General features: G+C 44.4%; 13 protein-coding genes. 1 reads left to right on the top strand and 12 read right to left on the bottom strand.

Features of this window, described 5'->3' with window-relative positions; genetic code table 11:
• Positions 1-219: 219 nt before the first annotated feature.
• From ybeY to I2D69_RS07880, 6 genes are all read right to left on the bottom strand, one after another.
• Positions 220-717: an rRNA maturation RNase YbeY gene (ybeY, locus tag I2D69_RS07905; protein WP_226840922.1), complete on the bottom strand. Its 498-nt coding sequence runs from the start codon at positions 715-717 to the stop codon at positions 220-222.
• Between the two features lie 171 nt (positions 718-888).
• Positions 889-1,908, bottom strand: coding sequence for a PhoH family protein (locus I2D69_RS07900; RefSeq protein WP_118578388.1), 1,020 nt, complete (start codon positions 1,906-1,908; stop codon positions 889-891).
• Positions 1,909-1,984: 76 nt separating this feature from the next.
• Positions 1,985-3,184, bottom strand: coding sequence for a sporulation protein YqfD (locus tag I2D69_RS07895; RefSeq protein ID WP_173718691.1), 1,200 nt, complete (start codon positions 3,182-3,184; stop codon positions 1,985-1,987).
• 109 nt (positions 3,185-3,293) lie between these two features.
• A complete protein-coding gene (locus I2D69_RS07890; protein ID WP_118578390.1) occupies positions 3,294-3,560 on the bottom strand; it encodes a YabP/YqfC family sporulation protein in 267 nt (88 codons plus the stop codon).
• 74 nt (positions 3,561-3,634) lie between these two features.
• Positions 3,635-4,183 carry a DUF2284 domain-containing protein gene (locus I2D69_RS07885; protein ID WP_118578391.1) on the bottom strand — a complete coding sequence of 183 codons (549 nt, stop codon included), beginning with the start codon at positions 4,181-4,183 and terminating at the stop codon, positions 3,635-3,637.
• 79 nt (positions 4,184-4,262) lie between these two features.
• Positions 4,263-5,204, bottom strand: a complete 942-nt coding sequence (locus tag I2D69_RS07880) for a tRNA-dihydrouridine synthase family protein (protein WP_173718690.1) — start codon at positions 5,202-5,204, stop codon at positions 4,263-4,265.
• A gap of 410 nt (positions 5,205-5,614) precedes the next feature.
• Here I2D69_RS07880 and I2D69_RS07875 point away from each other — a divergent pair, with 410 nt between their 5' ends.
• Positions 5,615-6,772, top strand: a complete 1,158-nt coding sequence (locus I2D69_RS07875; RefSeq protein ID WP_195379699.1) for an aminotransferase class I/II-fold pyridoxal phosphate-dependent enzyme — start codon at positions 5,615-5,617, stop codon at positions 6,770-6,772.
• A 241-nt stretch (positions 6,773-7,013) separates the two neighbouring features.
• Here the strand turns inward: I2D69_RS07875 and rlmH are convergent, their stop codons facing one another.
• The 6 genes from rlmH to I2D69_RS07845 form a co-directional block, all read right to left on the bottom strand.
• Positions 7,014-7,493, bottom strand: a complete 480-nt coding sequence (gene rlmH, locus I2D69_RS07870; RefSeq protein ID WP_118578394.1) for a 23S rRNA (pseudouridine(1915)-N(3))-methyltransferase RlmH — start codon at positions 7,491-7,493, stop codon at positions 7,014-7,016.
• Positions 7,494-7,796, bottom strand: coding sequence for a Dabb family protein (locus tag I2D69_RS07865; RefSeq protein WP_118578395.1), 303 nt, complete (start codon positions 7,794-7,796; stop codon positions 7,494-7,496).
• 151 nt (positions 7,797-7,947) lie between these two features.
• Positions 7,948-11,109 (bottom strand): DNA translocase FtsK, encoded by a 3,162-nt coding sequence (locus tag I2D69_RS07860; protein ID WP_195379698.1) that lies wholly within the window; start codon positions 11,107-11,109, stop codon positions 7,948-7,950.
• A 70-nt stretch (positions 11,110-11,179) separates the two neighbouring features.
• Positions 11,180-12,055 carry an undecaprenyl-diphosphate phosphatase gene (locus I2D69_RS07855; protein ID WP_118578397.1) on the bottom strand — a complete coding sequence of 292 codons (876 nt, stop codon included), beginning with the start codon at positions 12,053-12,055 and terminating at the stop codon, positions 11,180-11,182.
• 271 nt (positions 12,056-12,326) lie between these two features.
• On the bottom strand, positions 12,327-13,724 hold the full coding sequence (gene gltA, locus I2D69_RS07850; protein WP_148462574.1) for an NADPH-dependent glutamate synthase: 1,398 nt from the start codon (positions 13,722-13,724) through the stop codon (positions 12,327-12,329).
• Positions 13,724-14,611: a sulfide/dihydroorotate dehydrogenase-like FAD/NAD-binding protein gene (locus I2D69_RS07845; protein WP_118578399.1), complete on the bottom strand. Its 888-nt coding sequence runs from the start codon at positions 14,609-14,611 to the stop codon at positions 13,724-13,726. The genes gltA and I2D69_RS07845 overlap by 1 nt, the downstream gene beginning before the upstream one ends.
• Positions 14,612-14,755 lie beyond the last annotated feature (144 nt).

Genomic DNA, 14,755 nt, shown 5'->3' with positions numbered 1-14,755 from the left:
TCTTCTCCTCCTTATGCATATATATTTAACCTTCTAACTGAACAGAAACTGCAGAAACCGCCACTTATAAATACATCCGGAATGGTAATGCCACCTGCTGATGACATCACCTTATATGAAAATCAGTCGCTTTGCAACTGCCATCCGGAACTTTCATAGTAACTTATTCACGGCAAACAGCAAAAGCCTCTCCAGCTATAGGGTCATGCACAAAAAAATTTAACGGGTAATTCCAAGTTCCTCCAGTGCCTTCGCCTGGCGTGCTTCCATATCTGCGGCTTCCTCCGGAGTCATGTGATCGTATCCCAGAAGGTGTAGCATACTATGTGCAACTAGGAAGCAAAATTCCCTCTTTACACTGTGTCCATACTCTTCTGCCTGGGCAGCAGCACGTTCTGCAGAAATCATAATATCTCCCAGAAGAAGCTCTCCACTGTCAAGATCAAAGCAGGACTCATCATCTTCAGCCACAGAATAATCTGCCGGTGTTTCAAATGGCAGCATTGGAAAAGAAAGAACATCAGTAGCTCTCTCAATGCCACGGAACTCTGTATTTACCCTTTTAATCTCTTCATTATCTGTGAGAACCAAATTTACCTGTGCATCCCATGGACATTTCTCCATGTCAAGCACCTTCTCTGCAACCATCTTCGCAAGCGCCGGACAGTCAAGTCCAAGGTCAAAATCGGTCTCGCATTCGTATTCTATTGTTACCAAAACTTATTCCTCCTGTATGACATCTGCCTGATTTCTCAAACAGGCGACACCATATGTTCAATTTTACTATTTTGTTTGAATTATTCTGTAAAATTCACATTTCAGTTTCAAATTAATCTTCCCACAGGATATTGATTGTCATTTACTGAAAATCTTGTCCTGGCTTCCCAATTACCGGCTTGTCCGCCGAACTGCCCGCTTCTGGGTCTTTTCCTGGGCTTTCGCTTCCTCTTTCTCAAATGCTTTAACAATGTCCTTCACGATCTTGCAGCGGACAACATCACGGTTCGTCAGGGAAATAGTAGCAATATCGTCTACATTTTTCAAAATAGAAGCACACTTCTGAAGTCCGGAATCCGTCTCTTTGGAAAGGTCGATCTGTGTTACATCGCCGGTAAGAATCATCTTAGAACCAGTACCAATACGGGTAAGTGCCATTTTCAAAATAGGAAGTGTGGCATTCTGGCTCTCATCAATGATGATCATACTGTTATTCAAAGTACGGCCTCGCATATATGCAAGAGGTGCAACCTCAATGATTCCCCGTTCTCTTAACTTCGCAGCCTGATCTGGCCCGAATACGTCATTTAGTGCATCGTAAAGCGGCTTCAGATAAGGATCAACCTTCTCCTGTAAATCTCCCGGAAGGAAACCAAGCTTCTCGCCCGCTTCAATGGCCGGACGGCTGAGAATGATTCTCTCAATCTCGTCATTCCGGTACAGCTCTGCCGCATAAGCAACTGCCAGGTATGTTTTACCTGTACCGGCAGGTCCGATACAGATAGTAACCGTATTGTTCTTCAAAGCAGTGATATAATTTTTCTGTCCAATTGTCTTAGTTCGAATTGGAATATTCTTATAATTCAAAGTCACTGCATCCCCCAGCACCTTGCGGGTGCTGTCTGCAATATCCTCCTCGCTGTCATCCTCTTCCTCGGTCTCATCCAGAAAACGATGGATCATATCCACGGAAAGCTGCTGCTGTTTTTCAAGAGCTTCCTTCATGGCTTCAATAATATTCACAGCTGAATGTATCCTGCCGTCATTAGTCCCACTTACGGTAATGCAGGAATTTCTCTGGGTAATGGATACGCCAAGACGATTCTCAATCACCTTGATCAGCTTATCATTGATTCCAAAAAGCTCCTGTAAAATATCTAATGAGTCAATCTCTATATTCGTGGATTTCAAAAACTGCTCCTCCTTGTGTCTGTTCAAAAATATCTCTGGGTAAAAGTATACCACTCTAAAGATTGTTTTTCAACACTTATGATTCCTGACTGAATTCTATATTCTGCTTCTTTCCGCTTTTTTCATCTACTGTCAATGTACCCTGCACAGTACAATTTGTACTGTCAAATGTGACAGACAACCGGGAATCTGCAATCCGGATTCCTTTATTCAGAAGTTTTTGTTCATATATTCTCAGCTGCTGCACTGCTTTCTTCTGAGCCTGTTCTTTCGTGTAAACTGTGCTCTGTATCTTATAAGGTGTTCGGGTGATTTTTCCCAGGGAAAAAGGAAGGACGAAATTCTCGGTAAGTTTCCAGGGGATTTCTTCCGTTGAGGTTATATATCTGGATTTTTTTCCTGTATCTGCGCCAAAAACGAAGTCACCAACACGAAAATACCAGCTGGTTTTTGAAGTGCCGCTTTGAACCTTTTTTTCATAGGAAAGGGGGACCTCCTGATAATAGGCAATCTGATGGCGCACATAGATGTCTGCGTCTGCCGGAACATATTCCACACGTACAACCTCCTGGCTGTCATTCAGGATTGGCACCTCGCCAGATACCAGAATATCACCCTGTTTGCAAATGTCTCCAGTTTTAACAAGTGGAGTTCCATTTCTGATAACCATATTCACAATTTTCCCATCCAGATTGGAAATCAGATTGCATGGAGATTTTGTTTGCCGGATACCTTCTGTGAGGTTTTCTTCCTGAATGGTAAGAAGAAGCCGGGTACCTTGAACCCTGGCGGAAACAAAAGTAATATCCGGGTAGTTTTTCCTGAGAAGGTCGGCAATCCGGGTACAGTTAACCTGATTTTTACGGATCCCATGGGTAATTCCCTGCTGGTCCAGAAATTCCAGAAGCTGAGGGGTGGAATTTTTTACATTTCCATCAATGTGGATATTCCAGATGTGGCCAGAGAGCCAAAGCAGCAAGACCACACAAAGAAGGAACCCGGCTGTAAAGCACTTACGTTTTTGGATTCTGAGCAGCAAAAACGGCAAACCTCTTTTTTTTAGAATATGGATACGGACTCTGGTCTTTCTATGTATGGGAAGGAGTTTTCGGAAATCATTTATGGAGATGCGAGTTGTTATGTTTTTTTCTGACAGATAACGGATTCTTTCCAAAGAGACAGCTCTGGCATGGCACAAATTCAGGAAACGTTCCAGCTGGTCACCGGATACTGAAATTTCTAAAAATCCATGGAGTATTTTTTCGGGGTCATTCATTTTAATCTCGCCTCCATTTATATTGGATTTACAATGTACTGCCGAACGGCAACCGAATTCAGGTGAAATATACTGCAAACCGGGGCATACAGATTGCGGAAATGATTTTTCAAACACGCTCTAACATTACCGACAAAATCTGCCCTTTTATTTCCATTTCCCAAGTAGTGTAATGAAATATTTCCAGATTTTTCCCTTGAAGGATCACGCGTCCCTGGCAGGTAACCACGATTAATTTCTCGCTTGTATAGGATAAGATGCTTTTATAATTTTCAATCTGTACCTGCGACGGTCCGGTAATCGTTATAATAGGGGCTTTACAGGACAGGTCACCAGGAAGTTCCATAGCTGTCATAAAACGTTCTGATACAGACATAAAAAAAGCCTCCCGGTCTTTATCTCTAGCTTATGCGGGAGGTTTTCTTTTCATTCTGATTTATATTTAACAGATCACGCTCTCTGGCGAAAAAGCACCAGGGAAAACCACAGAATGGTATTTCCGCCAAGATTATATTCCATGGAATGATGCTCTACCAGCTCATTTACCACTACACCGTGACTTTCCAGGCAGGGATGCATTTTCTCAGGGAAGCGACAGGGCTTTCCGTCTAAATAGGCACAATGCTCGCAAAGATCGCAGGATTCAGTGGACAAGGTAAATGTCTCAAATCCCTCCCCTTTCAAAAATCCGGCTACCTCTGTAGTCAGCTCCTCGTGAGCATCTCGGGTAGCAAGCATTTCCGCCATGTTCATCACATCGGAAACCTCTGCCACACTGGAAAAAAGGATTCCATTTGGATAACTGTGGATTCGCTTCCCACATTCTTCCAGACTGCCCACAGCAGGGGGACAGGCCCAGGTAGTGCCGTAACGCTCACACTCCTGTTTGCAGATGATCCGCACCCGCTCTCTTACCTCTATTTCAGCAGTATCCACAAGGCGGTATTCATAAATGGGATACTGAGATATAAATTCTTCAAAACGATCGGTATTTAACATGTTATTCCTCTTTCGAATTATTTATTGCTATTTAGCCCGCCAAGGGGGATCCTTTCAGCGTTCTAAATATCCAAAATACTTAATCTATCAAATCCTGCTCTGCAAATAAACTGGATACCACAGACGAATACTCTGACAGATGCTGGGATTTCTTGATTTTCTTGGCATATTTCTCATAATTTGTAAAATTAACGGCCATATAGCTCCATAATTCTTTCATACGGAACAGCACATTCCGTTCGCCGGAAAGAAGTTCCCGATACTCTTCGAAAAGACAATCATGGAATTCTCTTACTGTCTTTTTATCCGGACGAATGCCTTCCCGGATCTCAGTTACCAGCCCCGGATTCGTGATCAGCCCTCTTCCATACATGAAGCAGCAAGTGTCTGGAAAACGCTCTGTAATCCGCTTATAATCAGCTGCAGAAAACAGATTCCCATTATAGCAAAGTGGCATTTTCAGACGGTTTACAGCCTTCTCATAAGCTCCGAGCCGCGGCACTCCGCGATACATATCTGTCTGAATCCTTGGGTGGATGATCAGTTCATGAATGGGATATTTTTCATAAATGGCCAGCAGATACTCCCAGTCTTCCTCGTAGTGAGTTCCAATTCTGGTCTTTATGGAAATTTTCATATCAAGTTTCGAAAAAATCTGATCCAGGAACTGATCCAGCTTCTGGGGCTCTGCCAGAAATCCGGCACCCTTTCCCTTCGCTGTAACTGTTCCAGAAGGACAACCAAGATTCAGGTTCACTTCCTGGTGTCCGTAATCATCTTTCAAAAGCTGGGCAGTACGGATAAAATCATCTGCATTGCAGGTCAGGATCTGGGGAACCACGTACATTCCCTCATTCCGCTCCGGTGACACCTCGCAAATTTCCTGGAAGCTCAGGTTTTTCTTCGGCTTGGCAGAAATAAACGGAGTAAAATATTTATCCATGGGATGATAAAACCGGTGATACGTCCGGCGGTATACAAAGTTTGTCACGCCCTCCATAGGGGCCATGTAGTCTTTCATTTATATCCTCGCATGTCTTTTTATTCAAATCAAGGGGGGGGATTTTCTCAGCTGCTTTATTCAGAGCTTTCACCATGCAAAAAATTCCTTAAATTCTTCGAGAAACTTCTTCATTTTCTTTTCCTCCCTTGGTTTGATATAGCCAATTATACACGTTTCTCTATTTTTAGACAATGCCCTCTTAAGTGTCTGCTGCTATTTTTTTCTAAAATTTATACAAAAAAGAACTTTACCCCTAAATCTGGCAGTGCACGGCAGCCATCCATTTTCGTTTGCTATTAGCAATACAAATGTCTTTCCCGAAAATACATTTTTGTCTTGCACTCTGTTGTAGTACTGTGATAAAATAAACAGGATTTTAGCATAAACCTATTGGTTTGGCATTTTGAGAGAAAGAAGGCTTACTTACGATGAATTTTTCCAAAAGACTGAATTTATTTGGAGATGAAATTTTTGCCGCGCTCAATGAAAGGCGGCTTGAACTTGAGAAACAGGGAAAGAAGATCTACAACATGAGTGTTGGAACGCCGGATTTCCATACACCGGATCATATTAAGAAAGCACTGATGGAAGCTGCTGCTGACGATCAGAACTGGCGTTACAGTCTCCGCGATCTGCCTGAGCTTCTGGATGCGGTCTGTGCATATTACAAGAAGCGCTTCCATGTGGAAATCACACCGGATATGGTAATGTCCGTTTATGGCAGTCAGGAAGGCATGGGACATCTTGGCATGACTTTATGCGACGAGGGAGACGTGGTTCTTCTTCCAGATCCGTGCTATCCGGTTTTCGCAGCAGGAAGCAAATTAGGAGGCGCAGTTCCTTACTACTACCCGCTTGTAGCAGAGCATGATTTCCTGCCATATGTAAAGGATATTCCAGAAGATGTGGCTCGCAAATCCCGTTACATGGTAGTCTCTCTTCCATCCAACCCGGTAGGAAGCATTGCCACACCAGGACTTTATGAAGAAATTGTTGCATTTGCAAAAAAATACGATATTTTAATTATCCATGATAATGCATACAGCGACATTATCTTTGATGGTGTGGAAGGTGGAAGTTTTCTTGCCACTCCTGGTGCGCGGGAGGTTGGTGTTGAGTTTTTCAGCCTTTCCAAATCCTTTAACGTAACCGGCGCCAGAATCAGCTTTCTCATTGGAAATCCAGAAATCATCTCTGCTCTAAAAAAGCTTCGCAGCCAGATCGATTTCGGTATGTTCCTGCCAATCCAGAAAGCTGCTATCGCTGCTCTTGAGGGACCTCTTGACAGCGTAAAAGAACAATGCAGACAATACCAGGCACGCCGTGATGCTCTATGCGACGGACTTGCTTCCATTGGCTGGGAGAAGCCAAACGGCAAAGGAACTATGTTCGTATGGGCAAAGCTTCCGGGAAAACGCACGGACAGCATGGCATTCTGTATGGAATTAATGGAAAAAGCCGGTGTCATCGTTACTCCTGGCGCAAGCTTTGGTCCTCATGGGGAAGGATATGTGCGCTTCGCGCTGGTACTTCCACCAGAGAAAATCAAAGAGGCTGTGGAATCTATCCGTACAAGTGGAATTTAAGTACCACTTCCAAATTTATCTTCAAATATATTGCAAGCTTTAACAAACCGTACACCACACGTTTTGCGCGTTATGGCAGCAATCGCCAGAAACTTACACAAACGTCGGCTTTAGGTTTTGACTGATTGCTCGTGTAAACTAATAAACTCCCGGATGTTAGCTGCCTCGAACATGCTCTAACATCTGGGAGTTCTTGTGTCTGTAATTATCATTTATGGAACTTTACAAAAATGAAATCTCATTATTTATGATAAGGCTCATGATTCATAATCCGATATCCCCTGTAAATTTGTTCCAACAGAATCATCTGCATCAATTGATGCGGAAACGTCATTCTTGAAAAACTGAGCTTATAATCTGCCCGTTTCAAAACAGCATCAGAAAGCCCAAGTGATCCTCCGATCACAAAGGCAATGCTGCTTTTTCCCTGAACGCCTAATCTGGCAATCAGGTCAGAAAGCTCTACAGAATCCAGCATTTTACCCTCTATAGCAAGTGCAATCACATAATCTGTATCGCGAATATGGCTAAGAAGCCGATTGCCCTCCGTCTCTTTGATCTGACGGTTCAGCGCATCGGAAGCTTTATCCGGAGTCTTCTCATCTGGCACCTGGATAAAATTCAACTTACAGTAGCGGCCAAGGCGCTTGGCGTACTCTGCAATTCCGTCATTCAGGTATTTCTCTTTAATTTTTCCAACTGTGATAATACGAATTTCCATTTACACCTCAAAGTCCATTGCTACACGGTCGCATACATTTGGTCTTACGTAAGTGTCCGCAACATGAACATGATTCGGATTTACTGCATAGGCAGCCAGTGCCTCAGCGCTCTCCAGCTCAGTGATCAGGCACAAATCACGTGTGCTGGATGGAAGAAGGTCTGTAACAACCTCTGCCTTAATGAGCCCTGGCACAACACCAACCAGACCTTCAAGATGTTCTTTGATCTGTGCTTTTAATTCAGGCTTCTTCTCCTCAGGAATCTCTTCTTTAAATGACCACATTACCATATGTTTTACCATTTTTATTGTCTCCTTTACATGTATTATATTTTCTTAACTATTACTCCAATTCATACTTCTGATAATCCGTCCTCATAGTTTATTTTAAACGTATTTAGACAGGCTCTGTGCTATTATTCATATACAAATTTTCATAACATGAATTAATTTCCTATAAATGTTCTTCCACATATGACTGGAATTCCTCCATAGACATAAGTACCTTACGTGGCTTGGTGCCCTCTTCCGGTCCTACAACCCCTGCATCGCACAGCTGGTCCATAATACGGGCTGCGCGGTTAAATCCAATCTTATACATTCTCTGCAGCATACCGATGGAAGCCTTTTCCTTCTCAATAATGAACTTACCCGCCTGCTCGAAATAGACATCCCGCTCATTGCCGCCGGAGCTTCCGCCAGCTGTAAGAACCGCATTGTTCATCTGCTGTTCAATCTTATTGTCGTAATCTGTCCGTGGATTTTTATCTGCAAGGAAATCCACAATATTACTGACTTCGTCATCTGAAACAAAGGCTCCCTGCAGTCTGGCAGGCTTCTGGTAGCCCTGCGGATAAAACAGCATATCTCCTTTACCAAGAAGCTTCTCTGCGCCGTTCATATCCAGAATGGTTCTGGAGTCCACACCGGAAGTGACAGCAAAGGCAATACGTGACGGCATGTTCGCCTTAATAAGACCGGTAATAACATTGACAGACGGTCTCTGGGTAGCAATAACCAGATGGATGCCTGCAGCACGGGCCAGCTGGGCCAGACGACAAATAGCGTCCTCCACATCCCCTGGTGCAACCATCATAAGGTCTGCAAGCTCATCTACGATAATGACGATCTGACACATTTTCTCAGGGCGCTGCTCTCCCTCCGGGAACTTCATCTTCTCAATCTTGCGGTTAAACTCTTCCAGATTTCGTACCCCATACTCTGCAAAAGTATTGTAACGGTTACTCATCTCATTTACTGCCCAGTTCAGAGCCCCCGCAGCTTTCTTCGGATCTGTGACAACCGGAATGAACAGATGCGGGATACCATTATAAACACTAAGCTCTACCACTTTCGGGTCAATCATGATCAGCTTAACCTCGTCTGGCTTGGCTTTATATAAAATACTGATAATAAGTGTATTGATACAAACAGATTTACCAGATCCGGTGGAACCTGCGATTAGAAGGTGGGGCATCTTGGCAATATCTGCCACGATCGTCTTACCCTCAATATCTTTACCAGCAGCAAAAGCCAGCTTGGATTTGGCATTCATAAACTCCGGGCTCTGGATCAGATCACGGAGCATAACCGCACTGTGTTCTTTATTTGGTACCTCGATACCTACAGCTGCTTTACCCGGGATCGGAGCTTCGATACGGATATCCGGCGCGGCAAGATTCAGCTTGATATCATCAGAGAGACCTACGATCTTGCTTACCTTTACACCCATTTCCGGCTGCAGCTCATACCTGGTAACTGTAGGTCCGCAGCTTACGTTTGTAACCTTGGCATTTACTCCGAAATTATACAGGATTTCCTGTAATTTCTGAGCTGTCTTTCGAAGATGGGAATCAGAATCTCCCTGGGATTTCCCATTTCCACGTTTCAGAAGATTCACAGGCGGATACTGATATTCCTTTTTCACCGCCGCTTCCTGGGTTTTGATCTCATGCTGGATATTTACAATTCCGTTGGCAATCTCCTGCCTGGAAGACTTAGGATTCTTCGCCGACTGACGGGAAGTAGTTTCATCCGAAACTCCATTCCCCGCTGCCATTTCGTCAGAAGCTTCAGAAGAGTGGAAGCCAGAAGTTGCCGGAGATCCATGGGCAGCGCCACCTGCTGCGCCAGAAGTATCTCTCGTCAAAGCAACTGCATTCTGCATGGTAGCCATAGCTTCATTAAAATCCACTCCATCATAACTGTTTTCTTCTTCCTCTGCCTCAGCTGGTTGGTCACTGCTAACTGGATTTTTCATATAGACAGTACCGTCCTCTTCCGTGGTATCCTTTTCCATAGAATATGACGGTACAGGATCATCTTGTCCAGAGGAGGCGCTCGTATTCAGATCTGGCTCGTCTGACTGCTCTGGCTCAGAACGGTGAATTGCAAACTGCAGCTGTGTTTCCTCCTGTGATTCTCTGTCATCAATTGACAGATTATCATCCTGGACCCGATACTCACTGATATCCACATACTTTCCTGTATTAATCGGAAGATTCTGAGCAGAAGCACTCTCGGAAAATTCTCCATTCACTGTAGTCATATTCTCCAGTGATCCTGCATCTCCCGGATTCATGGCATTCTCTGGATTTAAAGGAAATTCCTGATCCACAGATTCCCCGCTTTCCTCGGAATTTCTATCTTCAAATAAATCTGTCCCTGCAAGAAAGCTTGTAGAATCCAGGTTTTCTCCTCTTCTGCCCCGGGTCTGGTTATTTCCACGCATTCTCATCCGGGAATTTGCCCTGGAATCATTTCCAGCTGTCCTGGAAGCCTTTTTCCCTTTCTGTTTGGCTGCCTTTTTCTCAAAACGGGATGGTTCTTCCACCATATCTGAAGCAATCCCTTCTTCGGCAAGTGCAGCTTCCAGCTCCTGCATCCTTTTCTCACGGCGCTCCTGGGCTGCCAGCTGGCGCTGCTGGACTTTCAGCTGCTTCTTCAGCTGACGCTCCGGTGCTCCCTCCTGATAGAGCGCCTGCTGCCCCTTCACAGCTTCCAGGATCTTATCATAAACCTTATACAAAAATCCCAGGAAAGAATGCTGCGTGATCAGGATCAAACATACCAGGATCACAAGTACAATGATCACATAAGCACCGATGGTTCCAAATGCGGAGATTGTAGAAATACAGATTGCGCCTCCAATGGCTCCGCCACCAGTACGATACTCAGAACTGATCCTGTAATATTCTGCAAGAGTTATACTTTCTGTATAGCCTTCTGTAAAAAGTTGTGCCAGTCCACAGCAGATCAGAAACAGAACTGCGGCGGCGGCTGTTTTTTTATAAGCAAGCACATTTCCCTTATTGGAGATCAGAAATGCTGCCATAATAAAAAGTACAACGGGAAAAATATAAGCCATCAGTCCCATTACTCCCATGAGTACCTTGCTGATGCTTCCTCCGACATTTCCACCAAGTCCGACACAACTTACCATAAGAATGATCGCTGCCGCCATCAGCACCAGAAGTATGATTTCCGTCTGAAAGCCGCTGGATATTGACTGCTTTCCTGCTGTATTCTTTTTAGACTGGGTACGTGCGGAAGATTTTTTCTTCGCGGATGTACCATGTTTGGTCGTTGATTTCTTCGGCGTATTAGACGCTGCCATTAAAAAGTTCCCCCTTCATCAGGCAAATTTGTAACCGATCCGTGTTTCTGTAAGCTTTCCTGCCGGACAGTTATGCAAAATTGCTAATAAGCGCTATGGCTCCTGCCACAAAACAGTAAAATGCGAAATAGCGCAGTTTCGCATGCTGCAAAATGCGGAGCAGATTGCGTATCATAAAATATCCAACTACTCCCGCCACGATCATACCAAAGACATAGGTAAATCCAAGAGACACACTCATCTTTGGCGTGGTAAACTGTCCAAGCTCCAGAAAAAGAGAGCCCAGAACTGCCGGAATGCTGATAAGATAAGAATATTTCACTGCAAATTTCCTGCTGAAACCGCATAATAAGCCTGCACAAATCGTCATTCCACATCTGGATATACCTGGAAATACGGAAATCCCCTGACAAATTCCAATCCACATGGCATTGTCATAAGTCACATCTTTCGGTGTCTTGATTCCACCGATATTACTGAGGTCTGTCACAAGAAGAAACACTCCTGTCACAAGGATACATGCTCCTGGAAGAAGCGGGGAAATCGCCGCTCTTGTCACCAGTCTTCTGCAAATGTATCCAAGCAATGCTGTGGGAATAAATGATACAGCCATAATCGCTGTAAATTTACGGTATGTTCCGTGCACCACTCTGGCATAGTGGAGATTCTCACCGGTTTTCCTGTTGTGAAAATAGATATTTACATTCCCGATTATATCCATGATCATGCCCAGAAGCTCCTCTCCGATCCGGCGAAGATCCTCATGGAATGCAAAAAAAACTGCCACCATCGTGCCTATGTGAAGAAGCACTTCAAAAAGGACTGCAGTGTTTCGTGTAATTCCCATTGCATTTTCTATGGCTGCCAGATGTCCGAAACTGCTCACAGGAAGAAACTCCGTGATTCCCTGAACAATTCCTAATAAAATCGCCTGTAAAACTGACATATTCAATATTTCCTTTTCTTTGGGATAAGACGGGCCGCGAAAACCCGTCAAGCGTACTTATTATACCACAAAGCAGGCAAAGATACAACTTTAATCGAACGACTGTTTTGTCGGCAGATTGCAGGAATGATTTTTCAAACACGCTATAATATATAGAAAAAACCCTGCCTGAGATTTCAAACCGAAATCCCAGACAGGGAACTCACACCTTCTTACTTCTCAGAAAAAAGGTGCATATATTTGTTACTGTCCATTTTGAGGCCAGCAGCTTTTATTTTGCATATTTGCTCTTAATATACTCATCGATGCCGCGTGCACCTGCTTTACCTGCTCCCATAGCAAGGATAACAGTGGCAGCACCTGTAACAGCATCTCCACCAGCATATACGCCTTCTTTTGAAGTCTTACCAAACTCTTCGTCAGCAATGATACATTTTCTCTTGTTTACATCAAGACCGATGGTTGTAGAAGAAATCAGCGGGTTCGGGCTTGTACCAAGGGACATGATAACAGTATCAACGTCGATGGTAAACTCAGAACCAGGAATCTCAACAGGGCGTCTTCTTCCGGAAGCGTCCGGCTCGCCAAGCTCCATACGGATACATTTAATACCGGTTACCCAGTCTTTGTCATCTGTAAGGATCTCAACAGGATTGCAGAGAAGATCAAACTGTACGCCCTCTTCTTTTGCGTGATGAACTTCCTCTTTACGTGCAGGAAGCTCTGCTTCTGAACGACGATAAATAATATGTACCTCTGCGCCAAGACGAAGTGCAGTTCTTGCAGCGTCCATAGCAACGTTACCACCACCAACAACAGCAACCTTCTTGCCATGTGCGATCGGAGTATCATAATCCTCACGGAATGCTTTCATAAGGTTGTTACGTGTCAGGTACTCGTTAGCGGAGAATACACCGTTAGCCTGCTCACCCGGGATTCCCATGAACATAGGAAGTCCGGCACCGGATCCGATAAATACAGCCTCAAAGCCCTCATCTTTAAGAAGCTCGTCGATTGTTACGGATTTACCAATGATAACGTTGGTCTCAATCTTAACACCCAGAGATTTTACGTTCTCAACCTCTGCTGCAACTACTTTGTCTTTTGGAAGACGGAATTCCGGAATACCATAAACAAGAACTCCACCAGCTTTGTGAAGTGCCTCGAAGATTGTTACATCGTAACCCATCTTTGCAAGATCTCCGGCGCAGGTAAGTCCGGAAGGACCGGAACCGATCACTGCAACTTTATGTCCGTTCTTCTGTGCAGCCGGAACTGGTTTGATACCATTCTCCTTCGCCCAGTCAGCAACGAAACGCTCCAGTTTACCAATGGAAACAGCTTCCCCTTTCAGACCGCGGATACATTTACCCTCGCACTGTGTCTCCTGAGGACATACACGTCCGCAAACAGCCGGAAGAGCACTGGACTCACCGATGATCTGGTAAGCTTTTTCAAAGTTTCCTTCTTTTACTTCATGAACGAAGCCTGGGATATTGATAGATACCGGGCATCCTTCCATACATTTTGCTTTCTTACAGCCAAGGCATCTGTTTGCTTCTTCCATTGCCTCTTCTTTATTGTAACCAAGGCAAACCTCTTCAAAGTTAGTAGCACGAACCTTAGGAGCCTGCTCTCTGACTGGTACTTTCTTTAATACATCTGCCATTATTTGTCACCTCCACAATGTCCGCATCCGCCGTGATGGGTATCGCCTTCCTGAAGCTTCAGAAGAGCACGTCCCTCTTCGGTCTTATACATCTGCTGTCTCTTCATGGCAAGGTCGAAATCAACTTTATGTCCATCAAATTCCGGTCCGTCTACGCAGGCAAATTTCACTTCGCCGCCAACCATTAAACGACAGGCTCCGCACATACCGGTTCCGTCTACCATGATCGGGTTCATGCTGACAACTGTAGGAATGTTCAGTTCTTTTGTTAACAGGCAGACAAATTTCATCATGATCATCGGTCCGATTGCAACGCAGAGATCATACTCTTTGCCCTGATTCTGCACAAGGTCACGAAGTACATCTGTACCCATACCTTTACGTACATAAGAACCATCATCTGTAGTAACATACAGATTACATACTTCTTTCATCTTGTCCTCAAGAATAAGGAGATCCTTTGTCTTGGCACCAACGATCGCATCAGCGGTAATGCCATGCTCGTGAAGCCATTTCACCTGAGGATATACAGGAGCTGTACCAACACCACCTGCTACGAAAACGATTTTTTTCTTCTTAAGCTCTTCGAGATCTTCATGGCAAAGCTCAGATGGCTGTCCCAGAGGTCCAACAAAATCTTCGAAGTAATCGCCTGCTTTCAGCTGGGCCATTCTGGTTGTTGAAGCACCAGCCGGCTGGAAAACGATTGTTACAGTACCTTTCTCTGCATCATAGTCGCAGATTGTAAGCGGAATTCTCTCTCCTACTTCGTCCATTTTCACGATGACGAACTGGCCAGGCAGACAATGCTTAGCCACACGAGGAGCTTCCACATCCATAAGAAAAACATTTGCAGAAAGTTTCTCTGCGTTGAGTATCTTATACATAGTTCCCTCCTGAAGTACTATATTTGTTGCTGCTCACTCCGCGGGCAGTAACCTATATTTAACCGTCACTTCATGTATATGTCCGCTGTATGGACACTTGTGTCGGTCATATCCTATAACACTATAGCACAAAAAGACAGGTTA

The organism is Ruminococcus sp. D54t1_190329_F1, assembly GCF_015551645.1.
Taxonomy (GTDB): domain Bacteria; phylum Bacillota; class Clostridia; order Lachnospirales; family Lachnospiraceae; genus Blautia_A; species Blautia_A faecis.
Note: the sequence above shows the minus strand (reverse complement) of the source record. Positions and strands in the feature narration are given on the sequence as shown.